Here is a 13,778-nt window from a genome sequence, read left to right on the forward strand (position 1 = left end):
ATTATTTATGAAAAATAAATTTATAGATGAAGTAAAGTCTAATAAAGAAATTAAAAAATTAGTTAAGGAGCATAAAGAAAGTAAGGTATATAATAAAGTCAGAAGATATTTAAGAGAAAGAAAAGAATGGACAAGTTTTAATTTAGATAAGTTAAAACTTGATATAGGAGAAAATGAAAAAGATATAATAATATCTTTGAATAGTTTAGAAAAAGAGGGGTTTATAACCACTGAAGATAGAATTAATGGAATATTATTATTCAAAGCTTTTAAAATAAACAAAGAATATGAGGATTTATTATAATATTTAAAAGGACTTACTTTTTAGAAAGTGAGTTCTTTCTTTATGATTAACTAATAAAATTAATGGTAACAATCAGAAATCCTTAATAATTACTTAATGTTTTATTAAGGATTTAACATTATAATTATATATTAGAAAAGAATATATAACTATAATATGAAATTAATAGTATAGTTAGAGTATAAAAGGTTAATAAGTTTTGTATTATATACTTTAACTACAAAAATAGAATGGAGAGAAAATAAATGAAGGCTAAAAAAATATTTTCTATAATAGCATTAACAACAATAATAGCAATAAGCAGTAGTACATTTGCTTTTGCAGATCAATTCAATGTAATAACACTTGGTGCAAATTTAACTCAAGAGCAAAAAAAAGATATGCTTAAGTATTTTAATGCTAAAGAAGGAACATATCAGTTAATAAATATAAATAATAAAGAAGAAAGAGAAGCTTTAAAAGGGATTGCAAGTGCAGCTGAAATAGGAAATAAAACTATATCATGCTCATATGTACAACCTACAAAGGCAGGTTCAGGAATAAATGTAAAAACTGTAAATCTTACTTGGGTAACAGCTTCTATGATATCAAATACTTTAGTAACAGCAGGAATAAATGATGCTAATGTAATAGCAGCAGCACCGTTCCAAGTTTCAGGTACTGGTGCATTAACAGGAATATTAAAAGGATTTGAAGATTCAACAGGAAATAAATTAGACTCAGAAAAAAAAGAATTAGCTAATAAGGAATTAGTTACTACAGGTAATCTTGCAAATGATTCAAATATTGGACAAGAAAAGGCAGCAGCTGTAGTTAATGATGTAAAAACACAAGTTATAAAGGATAAAGCAGAGACTCCAAATACAGTAAATAATATAATAAATAATGTAACTAATAATTACAATATAAAACTTACTCCAGAACAAGAAAAAGAGCTAAGTAATCTTATGATTGATATAGGTAAGCAAGGATATAATTATGATGAAATGAAAAATACATTAAATGAGATAGGTAAGAATATCCAAGATGTATTGGAAAGCTCAGGACAAGCTATTAAAGATTCAGGATTTTTCCAAAATATATGGAATAATATTAAAGAATTCTTTAGTGGTGCTAAAGAAAAAGTAGAAAATAAAGCTGAGGATACCGGAATATTGAATCAAACTAATAATGAAGCATTAGGTGATAGTACAGTAGTTACTGGAACAAATAATGAAATCCAACAAAGCGGTGAAAATAATAATAAACAGTCTACAGAAGATGAGGGTATATTCACTAAATTTGTAAATTGGGTTAAAGGATTATTTAATTCTGACTCATCACAAGAATCAACTAGTTCAAATAACCCTTCACAAAGCACGACAAATTAATTCTTTATTTATTACAATACAATTAGTATGAATTGTAAATAAAAACAAAAATGTATATAATAATTGTATGTAACAGATTGGAAGGAGTAGTAAGATGGATTTAAATGAAAAGATAATAAAAGAAGAACTAAAGTATGAAGGTAATTTTCTTAAATTTGTTAGTATAGATGTTGAGTTGCCAGATGGAAATAAAGGCAATAGGGATGTTATAAGACATCCAGGAGCATCAGCAGTACTTGCATTTTTAGATGATGAAACAGTGTTGCTAGTAGAGCAGTTTAGAGTAGCATTAAATAAAATTTTATTAGAAATTCCTGCAGGAAAATTAGAAAAAGGTGAAGACCCTAAGATTTGTGCATATAGAGAACTTGAAGAGGAAACAGGATATAAATCAGAGGATATAGAGTATTTAGGAACTATTGCAACGGGTGCTGGTTTTACTGATGAGCAAATACACATATATAAGGCTACAAACCTTTATAAAGGGGTAAAAGGTGGAGATGATGACGAATTTATTGAAGCTAAACCATATAAAATAAAAGAAATAAAAGAAATGATTAAAGATGGAAGAATTATAGATACAAAAACTATATCTGCTTTCATGTATCTATAAAATTATTAAAAAGAAGCAATTTTTTATTTTAAATTGCTTCTTTTTAATATATTTACATATTTATCCTTAAGTTGTAAGAATAAATTTATAATTAATATCATAATATTATTTATAACAACTTTAGGAGGATAGAAAGATGAAAGCTTTGGTTAAAAAAATAGGTAATGCATTTGAAGAACAGAAGTTATATTATTTGTTAGTACTATTATTTTTCTGTGTTGGAATTGTACTTGGTGTTTATGCAGTAAAAAGCATGAATCCTACAGATAGACAAGATTTAACTAGTTATTATACAAGTTTTATAAATAGTATGGGAAAAAAACCAATAGATTATGGAATTTTGTTATTAGAAGTTGTTAAGAAGAATATACTTTTAATAGTACCAATAATTATATTTAGCTTTACATTTTTTGGGAGTCCTATAATATTAGCGCTAGATTTAATTAAAGGTTTTACAATAGGATATACTTTTACATTTTTATTAACTACTTTTGATGGACAAGGTTTAGGAATTGCGTTAAGTTCTATCATACCACAAAATATTATTTACATTCCTAGTATTATTGCACTTAGCATAATGGCACTTAGTATTTCAACAACAAAATTTAAGGAGAAATTTATTAGAAAAACACCAATAAGAAATTTAATTTTAAATAAAGGAGGCATCAACATTTTAATAATATTATTATGTGTTGTTGTCATAGGTATAGTTGTAGAAACTTATATATGTCCTAATATTATTAAATTTGTAGTAACTAAATTTTATCTATAAAAAATAAGTGATCTAAAGAAAAATAGAAGGAAAATAGAAAAAATTGTCGAATATATATAATTAGCAATGGTGTAGGAGAGAAGAATGTTAGAAATTATAGAGAGTTATAAGGAGTACTTACTAAACAATGAAAAAAGTGAAAATACCGTATATGCATATGTTACTGATGTAAATCTTTTTATAAAATTCCTTAAGGTTAAGGATATGGAGCTTTACACAACAGATAATGTAGCTATTACAGGATATATTCAAAATCTTTTAGATGGAGGTAAGTCAGAACGATCAATAAATAGAATAGTAATAAGTTTAAGAAGCTTTTATGGATTTTTAAAAACAAAAGGAAAGATAAGTGATATTCCTAAAATAACTTATAAGAGTAGTAGAACTAGCAAAAAGTTACCTCAAATTCTTACTGTTGAAGAGGTTGACAGGATTATAAAATCTGTAGAAAAAAATGGAGTTAAAGGTATTAGAGATAATGCGTTACTTGAACTTATGTATGCAACTGGAATGAAAGTATCTGAACTTATTTCATTAGATGTTGAGGATATAAATTTGGATCTTTCTTTTGTAAAATGTACTGACAATAAACATTATGAAAGATTAATTCCAATAGGAAGAAGTGCAACTAGAGCTCTTGAAGAATATATTTTAGTTAGAGATGAAGTTGCTGAAAGTGGTGTTAATAAATTATTTGTTAATTTAAATGGTAAAGGATTAACTAGACAAGGAATATGGAGAATTGTTAAAGAGTACTCTCATAAAGCTGGAATAAAAAAAGATGTTAATCTAAATACATTCAGACATTCATTTGCTGTGCATATGCTACAAAATGGTGCGAATGTTAGAGCAGTGCAAAAATTATTGGGTAATCAAGTATTAACTTATATGGATACTTATTATGAGATAATTAATAGTGATAAAATTAATTTAGTATATAAGAATGCACATCCTAGGGCATAACTATTTTATATAACAAAAGATTAGAAAATAGTTTTTGATAGGAGGGTCATTATGAGAAGGTCAGATCTAGTAGTATTAGATAGTATAGTGGTAGAAAAACTTAAAGAGATAAATATTTATTTAGATTTAGAAAATAATAAATTTAATAATACTTATAAGGCTGTATAGTGGGTTTGAATTAGTATAAAATCCACTTGCAGGCTTTATTAGTAAAGAAAAAAATTTGATACTTGATAGTATATAAAATTTTATTAAAAGCTATAATTTAGATTAATTTTAATAAGAAATTGCTAGAATACATAATTTAATAGTCTAAATTATAAATAAAATTTATAAATGGTAATAAAAGAGTTAATGTATAATCTATAAAATTTTCAGATATAAACGAATTATATTTATATCTGAAAATTTAAATTAGGTTATATTATATATAAGGTATAACCAAGGAGGAATTAATAATGAGAATGTATGATATAATTCTTAAAAAAAGAAAAGGATTAGAATTAACAAAAGATGAGATTGAATTTTTTGTTCAAGGGTATACAAATAAAGAAATTCCTGATTATCAGGCATCAGCTCTTTTGATGGCAATTTTCTTTAATAAAATGAATAAAAGAGAAACTGCTGATTTAACAATGGCAATGGTAAATTCAGGGGATAAGTTAGATTTATCTAATATTAAAGGAATAAAAGTTGATAAGCACTCAACTGGCGGAGTAGGTGACAAAACTTCAATATGTTTAGCACCACTTGTTGCTAGCTGTGATGTTCCAGTTGCTAAAATGTCTGGAAGAGGACTTGGACACACTGGAGGAACTATTGATAAATTAGAAGCATTCAAAGGATTTTCAGTAGAGCTTGATCAACAACAATTTATAGATAATGTGAATAATTTTAATATTGCATTAGCAGCACAAACAGGTCATTTAGCTCCAGCAGATAAGAAAATTTATGCCTTACGAGATGTTACAGCAACAGTTGATAATATGTCACTTATTGCATCCAGCATAATGAGTAAAAAAATAGCATCCGGATCAGATGCTATAGTTCTTGATGTAAAAGTTGGAGATGGAGCATTTATGAAAACTCCAGATGATGCTAAAGAGCTTGCTAGAGAAATGGTTGATATAGGTAATAATGTTGGAAGAAAGACAATTGCAATTATATCAGATATGGATCAACCACTTGGTTTTGCAATAGGAAATGCTTTGGAAGTAATTGAGGCTATAGATCTTTTAAAAGGAAATGGACCTAGTGATCTTTTAGACTTAACACTAACATTAGGAAGTAATATGCTTATTCTTTCAGGAAAGGTTAATACTATAGAAGAGGGAAGAGCATTACTTATGGAAAATATAGAAAATGGTAGAGCACTTAAGAAGTTAAAAGAATTTGTTAAAGCTCAAGGCGGAGATGAATCATATGTTGATGATATAAGTAAATTCCCTAAAGCGAAATATGTAATTGAAGTAAAATCTGAAAAGGATGGGTATGTAAATAAAATACATGCTGAAAAATTAGGTATTATTGCTATGAATTTAGGTGCTGGAAGGGCAACTAAAGAAAGTAAGATAGATTTAGCTGTTGGAATTAAGCTTAATAAAAAACGTGGAGATAAGGTAACTAAGGGAGATATAATTGCTTATGTATATTCAAATGATTTGGATAAAGGAGAAACAGCAAGAAAAGATTTGATTGAAAATATAGTTATTGAAGAATCAAAATGTGAGGATTTACCTCTAATATATGATATAGTAAAATAAATAATTTTAAAGAAGTTAAACAACTATTTGTTTAGCTTCTTTTTTTATTGTAAAAAAAACAAAAGCATTGGATTTTAAATACAAATTATATAAGAAATAACTAGTGTTAAAGTTTCTTTAAATGGTAACAATAACTTTGAGAGGAGGATAAGAATATGAAAAAAATATATAAAGAACTAATGAGAGTAGTAAGTATAGTATTATTAGTATTCATGTTACCATTATCATCTGTCAGTGCATTTGCAAAAAGTGAAGAAGAAGGTGGAATGAAAATAGAGGCAAAATCAGCATTATTGATGGAGCCAAAGACTGGAAAAATAATATACGAAAAAAATGCTGAAGAAAAATTCGCTCCAGCTTCTGTAACTAAAATAATGACTATGTTACTTGCAATAGAAGCAGTAGATAGTGGGAAAATAAAACTTGATGACAAGATAACATGTAGCGAAAATGCTAAAAAAATGGGTGGTAGCACAATGCTACTTGATACAGGTGAAATAAGGTCTGTAGAGGATATATTTAAAGGAATTGCTATTGCATCAGGAAATGATGCTTCTGTAGCTATGGCAGAGTATTTAGCTGGATCAGAAGAAAGTTTTGTTGAATTAATGAATAAAAGAGCACAAGAGTTAGGTATGAAAAATACAACTTTTAAAAATTGTAATGGTCTTCCAGCGGAAGGACATTTATCAACAGCGAAAGATATTGCATTAATGTCAATGGAATTATTGAAACATGAAAAAATATTTAAATATACAGGTACATATATGGAAACAATATCTGAAGGAAGAAAAAGTCCAATAGAGCTTGTTAACCATAATAAGCTTGTAAGATTCTTTAAAGGATGCGATGGTTTAAAAACAGGATATACATCAGAAGCAAAATATTGTATATCAGCTACAGCAACAAGAGACGGAGTTAGAATGCTTTCTGTAATAATGGGAGCACCTACTTACAAGATAAGAAATAGGGATGCAAGTATACTATTAAATTATGGATTCTCTAAGTTCGCAGGTAAAAAGGTAGTATCTAAAGATGAAGAATTAGGGAATGTTACTATGGGTGAAAAAACAGATAAATATTTCATAGCAAAAGCTAAGGAAGATTTAGTTGCCGTACTAGAAAAGGGTAAACAAGGTAACATTGAAAAGAAAATTAAAATTGATGAAATAAAAGATAAATATAGTGCAGGAGATATAGTAGGTAAGTGTGAAGTATATATCGGAGAAGATAAAATTGGTGAAGTAGATATATACACAGATAGAGATATCAAAAAGCCAAATATAATAGAAAAAATTAAATTTAAAGTTAAAAATATTTTACCTAAAAAAGATGAATAAAATTGTTATAAGGAACCATACAGATTGTATGGTTCCTTTAAAATTTCATTTAAAAAACACTCTATTTAGTGTATAATTATAATGTTATTTTGCTTGAAGGGTGGAGAAAACATGGAATTACCTAAGATAAAGGTAGCCGATTTTGAAGGTCCATTTGATTTGCTTTTACATCTTATAAAGAAAAATAAGATGAATATATATAATATTGAAATATTTAAGATAACAAATCAATATCTAGAACACTTAGATACTATGAAAGAAATGGATCTAGAAATAACATCAGAATTTATAGTTATTGCAGCTACATTAATAGAAATTAAATCAAAGAGTCTTTTACCTAAAGCTAAAGTAGAGGAAGAAAATGAAGAAGATATAGAAAAGAGACTTGTTGAAAAATTAATTCTATATAGAAAAATTAAAGCTTCTACAGAATATTTTAAGTCAATATCATTAAATAGTGGGATTTCTTATTCAAAAAAACCTGAGATAATTGAAGAGATAAAAGAATCTACAATAAGTAATGAAGATATATTTAGAAATATATCTTTGATAGATCTATATAATCTTTATAATAAAATACTTGAAAATTATATTAATAAACAGAACAAAAATAATGTCATACAAAGAAATATAAGATCAGATTTATATAAAATTGAAGATAAGTATGATTATTTACTTAAAATATTAGAAAATAGAAGTGTACAAGAATTCAATACTATTATGAATGAATGCGAATGTAAGTTAGAATGTGTTGTAACATTTTTAGCTTTATTAGAGCTTATAAAACAAAGAAAAGTAAAAGTTTATCAGACATCAAGTTTTGGAGACATAATTATTAAAGGATGTGATGAAGATGGAAACAGTTAATATAAATCAGTTTGAATTTAAAGAAGCCTCTAGAAAAGAGCCAATAAAAGCAATAATTGAGGCATTATTATTTGTAAGTGGAGAGCCATTATCTTTAAGAGAGATAGCTGTTAATTTAGAGATTACTCCTAAATATACTGAAGAAATTTTAGGTGAAATGATGCTAGACTATGAGGTATCTAACAGAGGAATAAAACTTATTGTTCTAAATGGGGCTTATCAATTAGTAACCAAAAATGAATATAGTGATTATATTCAAAAGTTACTTAAAAAAAATAGAAGACAATCTTTAAGTCAAGCATCATTAGAGAGCTTAGCTATAATAGCATATAAGCAACCTATAACTAGAGTTGATATTGATGAAATTAGAGGTGTTAAATCGGATAGTGCAATACAGAAGTTAATTGAAAGAGAACTTATTGCAGAAGTAGGAAGACTTGAAGTTCCCGGAAGGCCAATTCTTTATGGAACAACAGATGAGTTTTTAAGACAATTTGGACTAGCTGGATTAGATGAATTACCATCATTAGATCTATTTGAAGATATAGAAGATGAATTAATGGAAGAAGTTGTAATTGATACGACAGATAAATAAAAACCATTGCTACAAAATAAGTAGCAATGGTTTTTATTTTATTTTACATCATGACCATCATAGTTTGATGTAAAATCAATATCATCTACGCTAGGTGTAGAATTAAGCTCGGAATGATGGCTATTATTTCCACATTTCTTATTTCCTATAGTACTGTTAAAAGCATCTTTTAACATTTCTATTACTTGAGGAACTGTATCAACAATTCTGTCATATGTATTATCTTGTTCAACAGGTAAAAGTCTAACACAATTTTCTCTAACTACAAGAAAAGCAACAGGTTTTACTGAAACTCCAGCTCCAGATCCACCGCCAAAAGGATATTCTGCCTTAAGATCTGATGAAACTTTGTTATGTGAATCAAATTCACTTCCACCAGATGCAAATCCAAAGGAAACTTTTGATATTGGAATTATATATGTTCCATCTCTAGTTTCTACAGCATCTCCAATAATAGTATTAACATCAACCATGTCTCTTATATTTTCCATAGTACTTTTCATTAAATTTTCAATTGGATGTTCTCTAGTCATAATTTCCCCTTAAAAGGGACACCTCCTTAGATTTTAAGATTGATTTTATAAATATAATGCATATATAAATAATTTGCCCTAAAGAAATAAATATTATACTTTTATAGTTTAAATTAATAAATTTGGAATCTTTAAATATGGGCTCTATTGATAAGTTTGATTTTTTTACTTTGAAAAATAAACATAAGAACCTATAAAGAAATGGAGCGAAGGAAGAAATAACACCATAAAATAAGGCAGTGTCACTTGAATCCCCTAGAGAATAATTTAAATAACCATTAAATTTAATCTTAGGTTTATATTTATTTTTTTTTAATTTAAAAACTATTATTTTAAAAAAGTTTTTAGAAAAAATTATATTACTAAATTTCTCTTTAAACTTAGAAGTTCTACAAGTGTTAGCAAATGAATACATATTTTTCATAAATTTATGTGTTTTATCTCTATTTCCCTTAGAGATTATTTCATATTTATATAACTTTATATAATAATCTTTATTAGAATAGAAAATACTAACCTTAATAGGAAGTGGAATCAAAAAGATTATAAATATAATAGATAATAATAAAATTAATATTTTCATTTTTACCCTCCATACAATACTAATATTATGTTCAAGAATTAGGAAAAATATACTATACAGTAAACTGCATATTCATAAGAGTTTATTGCAAAATAATAGCGAGGTGATTTTATGGAAAAGCTTAAAAAATATATGAGCTTTATATTTATACTTTGTTTAATATTTAATATGATATCAATTCAAGCATTTGCTTCTAATAATGATAAGTTAAAGGTTTCAGCACGTAATGCTATTGCAATAGAAAAAGAAAGTGGTCAAATCCTTTTTGAACAAAATGCATATGAGGTAGTTCCAATGGCAAGTACTACTAAGATATTGACAGCATTAGTTGCTATAAAGAATAGTGATTTAGATAAAGTATTTGAAGTATCAAAAAATGCAGCAGCAGTTAGAGGATCTAAAGTTGGTTATAAGGTTGAGGAAAAGATTACATTGAGAGAACTCCTTTATGGCTTAATGTATAGGTCTGGAAATGATGCAGCTATTACAATTGCGGAAGGAATAGGGGGGTCAGTTGAAGGATTTTCAGATATAATGAATCATTTTGCAAAAAGTATAGGAATAATAGATTCTCACTTTCAAACTCCTCACGGTCTAGATAAAGAAGAACATTATTCATCAGCATATGATTTAGCCATACTTACATCAAAGGCAATGGAATATGATGTATTTAGAGAAATAGTTGGAACTAAAGAGATTAAAAAAGAAAAATATAATTTTACGAGAGATTATAATAATATAAACAAAATACTTTGGAAAATTCCAGGAGCAAATGGTGTAAAAACAGGATACACAGGAGGTGCTGGAAAATGCTTAGTATCATCTGTTAATTGTGATAGTAAGGATATAATAATAGTTGTACTAAATTGTCCAGATAGATGGAATCAAACAGAAAAAATATTTAACTATATAAAAGATAGATATGCATTTAATTCTGATACTACTAAACAATTAGTCCTTGGAGAAGGTAATCCAGTATTAGGCTCTATAGTAAAAGATGAAAGAGTAATAAATGCCTTTACACAGGATGGTACTCAATATGAAATAGATGTTTTTAAGCCATATTTAGATATTAAAGAGGGAGAGATTATTGGCGCATTCAAAGTCCAAGAAAATAATATAAAAAAGATGGAGCATCCATTAACTTCTTATAAAGAAATAACTAGTGTAGATTTTATAAATATACTAGGAATACAATAATAAAAAGAGATTATATCTAAATAAAAAAAGATATAGTCTCTTTTTTTATTAACTTTATAATGATAAAGAAAAGTGTTAACAAATTAAAGTAATAACAATATTCTAATATAAGGAGTAATTTTTAAGGAGCAATAATGATTAGAGAAGCAACAGATTGTATTGATGCGGGAAGTGAATTCTGCCCTTGTAAGTTAGCAGAGATGGGAGAGTGTATAATTTGTTCACAAATGCATGGGAAATGTTTTTGTGATTGTTCTAATTGGAAAGGTGTTTGTATATATCAAGAATTCTTTAATAATGGAATGAAAGCAAAAGAAGGAAGAGAAAGATATAATTGTAAAATAATAAATATTAATAATTACGATGATGAATTACTAGTAATTAAGTTAGAAGTAATTCATAAACTAGCTTTAGATTTAATAAATCCAGGAAGTTATATTTTCTTATGTCCTGATAAAGATATATATTTTGATATACCAATTTCAATTTTAGAATCTGATGTTGATAAGAATATTATTTCATTAGCAATAGAGATTAGAGGAATAAAAACAAAAAAATTATTAAACTTTAAAGAAGGAGATACAATTGATATAAGAGGTCCTTATTGGAATGGAATCTTTGGAATTAAAGATATAGAAAAACAAAAAGAAAGTAAATGTCTAGTTCTAAGTAAAGGAATGGGTATTGCACCTATGGTTCCAGTTGTAAGAAAATTAAGATTACAAAATTGTGAAGTTGAACTTTGTTTAGATTATAGTAATTTTGATAAGAGTTTTATAAGTAATTTTATTTTGAAATATAATACAAAAAATTATGAGTTGAATTTATTAGATAAAGGAGAATTATCTAATGAGTGTAAAAAGATAATTAGAGATAGTATAGATAATGGAACAACTTATATTCATATAGCAGGAGCTGATATTTTAACTTTAAAAGTAATAGAGTTTTTAGATTCTTTAGGGAGAAGTGATATTTTATTATCATGTTGTAATAACTTTAAAATGTGTTGTGGAGAAGGGATTTGCGGAGCTTGCACAGCTAGATATAAAGGACATAAGGTTAAAAGATTCTGTAAAGTTCAAACAGATCCTAGAAGTATATTTGAAGAAAGGAGATTAATATGAGAGTAGTTATTATAGGTGGAGGATGGTCTGGTGTCGCAACCCAGTTCAAAGTACATCATTAAATATAATCTGAACTGAGTTCGCATCATCATATTTAATTTCTTTTATTATCTGCTTTATTAATATTTGTTTTTCATTTATAGGAAGATCATAGAATATAGCTAGTACACCTTTTATTCTATTTTGAAATTCTGATAATGAAGAATTACTTTTTTGTATCAATAGAGCAGATCTTTCTAGGGTTAATAAATTTTGATTTAAAATAGTATTTTCCTCAGATAATTTATTTATTTTATCATTTATTATTTTAAGAGCACTACCATTTAGTATAAGAAGTTTTTCAGTTAATGTATCTATTTTTGATTGATTATTTTTTAATTTAGTTTTTAATTTAGATATAGAGCTTTTATATTCAATTTCTTTTGATGGATTACTCAAAAACTTTTTTAGTAGTGTTTTATCTATAGATACATCATTTAAAACATTTAATATAATATCTTCTAAATTTGTAACTCTAATGGCTTTAGAATCACATTCATTTGTTTTATTTTTTTTAGATGAGCATCTAAAGTAAAAAGTTTTAGTACCATCTTTTTTCATATGCCCTTGTGAGATAAACATACCACTACCACATTTACAGGTTACTAAGTGAGCTAAAAAAGAATTATTTGATATTCTAGGTTTGGCATCTGAACCACGTTGTTTTAAATTTTCATTAGCTTTTATCCATGTGGTAGAGTCAATAATACCTTCATGGCTACTAACTGCTACAAACATACCATTAGCGTTAAAAAGTTTCTTTCCATTCTTTTTAGGACGTCTTCCATATGCTAAATAACCTTTACCATTGATTTCTCCAAATACGTTGTATCCTATACTCTCTAGGTATAATTTAGACTCTAAATCTGATTTAATATAAATAGGATTAGCTATTATATTAGCGATTGTTTTATTACTCATATTAAGTTCTTTACCTATTTGGTAAGTTGTAAAGCCATCACAAGCAAGTGAAAATATTTTCTCTACTATATGTTTATTATCATTTATTAACTCAAGATAAGTTACTTTTTTGCCGCCTACAACTTCTTGCCTAGTAGTATATCCAGTAGGGGTAGTTCCGCCACTCCAACGACCAAGTTTGGCAAGTTCATTCATATTATCTCTAACTCTTTGTCTTATATTTTCCCTTTCCATATCAGCAAATCCTGCTAACATAGTCATCATCATTCTTCCAATAGGTGTTGTAGCATCGAATCCTTCTGTTATACTAACTAACTTAATATCATTTTGTTCAAGCTCATTATAGATATTAAAAAAGTCAGTTATATTTCTAGCTATTCTATCTACTTTATAAACTCCTATAATATCAAATTGTTTAAGTTTAGCAAATTGCATCATACGTTTAAATGCAGGTCTATTAGTATTACCACCACTAAAGCCTTCATCTATGAATGTTTCAAAATTACAATTATCATATTGATTTGAAAAGTAATTCTTACATAGGTTTATTTGATTTTTGATACTTTCTCCAGTATCTGTTTCTTTTGATTTTCTACTATATATAGCTATTTTCATATTTAGCCTCCTTTTAAAATTTATATATAAAAAGTTATTATGTTTGATTATAAACATTAAATGAAAAGCACAAGAATATTTTTATTATGTTTTTGGATTATATCTTCTTGGAATTTTAATAAATATTTCAAATTCTATAGTAAAATATAGTGCTATTATTATATGGAACAGACTGT

14 protein-coding genes are annotated in these 13,778 nt (G+C 26.8%); 11 read left to right on the forward strand and 3 right to left on the reverse strand.

From position 1 onward, the window contains the following. From JOC62_RS14490 to scpB, 9 genes are all read left to right on the forward strand, one after another. Positions 1–304 (forward strand): hypothetical protein (locus JOC62_RS14490; protein ID WP_204596001.1); only part of this gene is annotated, 304 nt, incomplete at its 5' end. Positions 305–549: 245 nt separating this feature from the next. After that, positions 550–1,674, forward strand: a complete 1,125-nt coding sequence (locus JOC62_RS14495) for a DUF1002 domain-containing protein (protein ID WP_204596002.1) — start codon at positions 550–552, stop codon at positions 1,672–1,674. Between the two features lie 94 nt (positions 1,675–1,768). After that, positions 1,769–2,287 (forward strand): NUDIX hydrolase, encoded by a 519-nt coding sequence (locus JOC62_RS14500; protein WP_204596003.1) that lies wholly within the window; start codon positions 1,769–1,771, stop codon positions 2,285–2,287. 136 nt (positions 2,288–2,423) lie between these two features. Further along, positions 2,424–3,059 carry a stage II sporulation protein M gene (gene spoIIM, locus JOC62_RS14505; RefSeq protein ID WP_204596004.1) on the forward strand — a complete coding sequence of 212 codons (636 nt, stop codon included), beginning with the start codon at positions 2,424–2,426 and terminating at the stop codon, positions 3,057–3,059. A gap of 84 nt (positions 3,060–3,143) precedes the next feature. After that, complete coding sequence (locus JOC62_RS14510; protein ID WP_204596005.1) at positions 3,144–4,022, forward strand: tyrosine-type recombinase/integrase; 879 nt, start codon at positions 3,144–3,146, stop codon at positions 4,020–4,022. Positions 4,023–4,480: 458 nt separating this feature from the next. Beyond that, on the forward strand, positions 4,481–5,785 hold the full coding sequence (locus tag JOC62_RS14515; protein ID WP_204596006.1) for a pyrimidine-nucleoside phosphorylase: 1,305 nt from the start codon (positions 4,481–4,483) through the stop codon (positions 5,783–5,785). A gap of 155 nt (positions 5,786–5,940) precedes the next feature. After that, positions 5,941–7,125 (forward strand): D-alanyl-D-alanine carboxypeptidase family protein, encoded by a 1,185-nt coding sequence (locus JOC62_RS14520; protein ID WP_204596007.1) that lies wholly within the window; start codon positions 5,941–5,943, stop codon positions 7,123–7,125. A gap of 111 nt (positions 7,126–7,236) precedes the next feature. Further along, positions 7,237–7,992 (forward strand): segregation/condensation protein A, encoded by a 756-nt coding sequence (locus JOC62_RS14525; protein WP_204596008.1) that lies wholly within the window; start codon positions 7,237–7,239, stop codon positions 7,990–7,992. Beyond that, on the forward strand, positions 7,979–8,587 hold the full coding sequence (scpB, locus tag JOC62_RS14530) for an SMC-Scp complex subunit ScpB (protein WP_204596009.1): 609 nt from the start codon (positions 7,979–7,981) through the stop codon (positions 8,585–8,587). Before JOC62_RS14525 ends, scpB begins: the two co-directional genes overlap by 14 nt. Positions 8,588–8,625: 38 nt before the next feature. Here the strand turns inward: scpB and ytfJ are convergent, their stop codons facing one another. Both ytfJ and JOC62_RS19490 read right to left on the reverse strand, forming a co-directional pair. After that, positions 8,626–9,120, reverse strand: coding sequence for a GerW family sporulation protein (gene ytfJ, locus JOC62_RS14535; RefSeq protein WP_204596010.1), 495 nt, complete (start codon positions 9,118–9,120; stop codon positions 8,626–8,628). Beyond that, the gene (locus JOC62_RS19490) at positions 9,113–9,703 is read right to left on the reverse strand and encodes a DUF2953 domain-containing protein (RefSeq protein WP_204596011.1); all 591 of its coding nucleotides are present in this window, start codon (positions 9,701–9,703) and stop codon (positions 9,113–9,115) included. Before JOC62_RS19490 ends, ytfJ begins: the two co-directional genes overlap by 8 nt. Positions 9,704–9,814: 111 nt before the next feature. Here JOC62_RS19490 and JOC62_RS14545 point away from each other — a divergent pair, with 111 nt between their 5' ends. After that, positions 9,815–10,903, forward strand: a complete 1,089-nt coding sequence (locus JOC62_RS14545) for a D-alanyl-D-alanine carboxypeptidase family protein (RefSeq protein WP_204596012.1) — start codon at positions 9,815–9,817, stop codon at positions 10,901–10,903. A 134-nt stretch (positions 10,904–11,037) separates the two neighbouring features. Next, positions 11,038–12,027 carry a sulfide/dihydroorotate dehydrogenase-like FAD/NAD-binding protein gene (locus JOC62_RS14550; protein WP_204596013.1) on the forward strand — a complete coding sequence of 330 codons (990 nt, stop codon included), beginning with the start codon at positions 11,038–11,040 and terminating at the stop codon, positions 12,025–12,027. Positions 12,028–12,072: 45 nt separating this feature from the next. Here JOC62_RS14550 and JOC62_RS14555 read toward each other — a convergent pair whose 3' ends face one another. Continuing rightward, positions 12,073–13,602, reverse strand: coding sequence for a recombinase family protein (locus tag JOC62_RS14555; RefSeq protein WP_204596014.1), 1,530 nt, complete (start codon positions 13,600–13,602; stop codon positions 12,073–12,075). Positions 13,603–13,778: the final 176 nt, after the last annotated feature.

It is taken from the genome of Clostridium sardiniense (genome assembly GCF_016907995.1).
Lineage (GTDB): Bacteria > Bacillota > Clostridia > Clostridiales > Clostridiaceae > Clostridium > Clostridium sardiniense.

Coding starts and splice junctions, on each gene's coding strand:
- JOC62_RS14495 (WP_204596002.1), top strand. CDS start 550: ATGAAGGCTAAAAAAATATTTTCTATAATAGCATTAACAACAATAATA.
- JOC62_RS14500 (WP_204596003.1), top strand. CDS start 1,769: ATGGATTTAAATGAAAAGATAATAAAAGAAGAACTAAAGTATGAAGGT.
- spoIIM (WP_204596004.1), top strand. CDS start 2,424: ATGAAAGCTTTGGTTAAAAAAATAGGTAATGCATTTGAAGAACAGAAG.
- JOC62_RS14510 (WP_204596005.1), top strand. CDS start 3,144: ATGTTAGAAATTATAGAGAGTTATAAGGAGTACTTACTAAACAATGAA.
- JOC62_RS14515 (WP_204596006.1), top strand. CDS start 4,481: ATGAGAATGTATGATATAATTCTTAAAAAAAGAAAAGGATTAGAATTA.
- JOC62_RS14520 (WP_204596007.1), top strand. CDS start 5,941: ATGAAAAAAATATATAAAGAACTAATGAGAGTAGTAAGTATAGTATTA.
- JOC62_RS14525 (WP_204596008.1), top strand. CDS start 7,237: ATGGAATTACCTAAGATAAAGGTAGCCGATTTTGAAGGTCCATTTGAT.
- scpB (WP_204596009.1), top strand. CDS start 7,979: ATGGAAACAGTTAATATAAATCAGTTTGAATTTAAAGAAGCCTCTAGA.
- ytfJ (WP_204596010.1), bottom strand. CDS start 9,120: ATGACTAGAGAACATCCAATTGAAAATTTAATGAAAAGTACTATGGAA.
- JOC62_RS19490 (WP_204596011.1), bottom strand. CDS start 9,703: ATGAAAATATTAATTTTATTATTATCTATTATATTTATAATCTTTTTG.
- JOC62_RS14545 (WP_204596012.1), top strand. CDS start 9,815: ATGGAAAAGCTTAAAAAATATATGAGCTTTATATTTATACTTTGTTTA.
- JOC62_RS14550 (WP_204596013.1), top strand. CDS start 11,038: ATGATTAGAGAAGCAACAGATTGTATTGATGCGGGAAGTGAATTCTGC.
- JOC62_RS14555 (WP_204596014.1), bottom strand. CDS start 13,602: ATGAAAATAGCTATATATAGTAGAAAATCAAAAGAAACAGATACTGGA.